The organism is Primorskyibacter marinus (assembly GCF_003313245.1).
GTDB classification, from domain to species: domain Bacteria; phylum Pseudomonadota; class Alphaproteobacteria; order Rhodobacterales; family Rhodobacteraceae; genus Primorskyibacter; species Primorskyibacter marinus.
Map to the genome: position 1 here is coordinate 1 of NZ_QJSD01000054.1, position 1,100 is coordinate 1,100.

General features: G+C 59.5%; 1 pseudogene and 1 other annotated feature. The pseudogene reads left to right on the forward strand.

Annotated features, from left to right (window positions below):
• Positions 1–1,100 (forward strand): annotated as a pseudogene (locus DMZ65_RS19340) (IS3 family transposase); the annotation flags it as partial.
• Positions 107–223 (forward strand) — a sequence feature (AL1L pseudoknot). Its footprint overlaps the pseudogene before it by 117 nt.

Sequence of the window (1,100 nt, forward strand, 5' to 3'; positions counted from 1 at the left end):
CCGGTCAGCGTAGCGGTCTGACGAGCGCGGAGAAAGACCGGATCAAGGAGTTGGAGCGCGAGGTTCGTGAACTTCGCCAAGCCAACGAGATCCTGAAGAAGGCCAGCGCATATTTCGCAGCGGCGGAACTCGGCCGTCCGTTCCGCAAATGATCGCGTTCATCGATGATCACCGTTATGTCCATGGTGTCAGGCCGATCTGCCGGTTTCTGGGGATCGCACCATCGACTTTCTACGCCTTCAAGGCCGTGGAGCGTGATCCCGATCCGGCATCGGCTCGCACCAGGCAGGACCGGCTGGACATGGTCGCCATCAAGGAGGCCCTCGATGGCAGCCGGGGACGATATGGCGCGCGCAAGGTTTGGCACCAGTTGCGCCGAGGCGATCACGACATCGCCCGCTGCACGGTGGAACGGCTGATGCGAACCATGGGATTGCAAGGTGTTGTGCGCAGCAAGAAGGTCGTCACCACCAATCCCGATGCGGCACAGCCTTGCCCGGACGACAAGGTGAACCGCGCTTTCGTGGCAGACATGCCGAACCAACTCTGGGTCAGCGATTTCACCTATGTCTCAAGCTGGCAGGGCATGGTCTGCGTGACCTTCACCATCGGCGTTTTCGCCCGCAAGATCGTTGGCTGGCGTGCCTCGACCTCGATGACGACTGGTTTCGTCTTGGATGCCCTGAACCAGGCCATCTGTCAGCGCCCACCCTCCGAGGCTGACAAGCTGATCCATCACAGCGATCGCGGCAGCCAATACCTGTCGAACAGGTACACCGAAGACTGGCCGAGGCCGGCATCGACACCTCGGTCGGCAGCGTCGGTGACAGTTACGACAACGCCTTGGCTGAAAGCATCATCGGCCTCTTCAAGACTGAGGGCATCAATTTCCTCGGCCCCTGGAAATCGGTTGGTCAGGCCGAATGGGAAACCCTGAAATGGGTCGACTGGTATAACAACACACGCCTGCACAGCGCTATCGGATATGTCACGCCACAAGAAGCAGAGGAGGCTTTCTACGACAGCTTGAACGAGGACGAAAAAGCAGCCCAACTATTGAAACAAACCCTCTCCGGTAAAACCGGGGCGGTTCAGCCAGC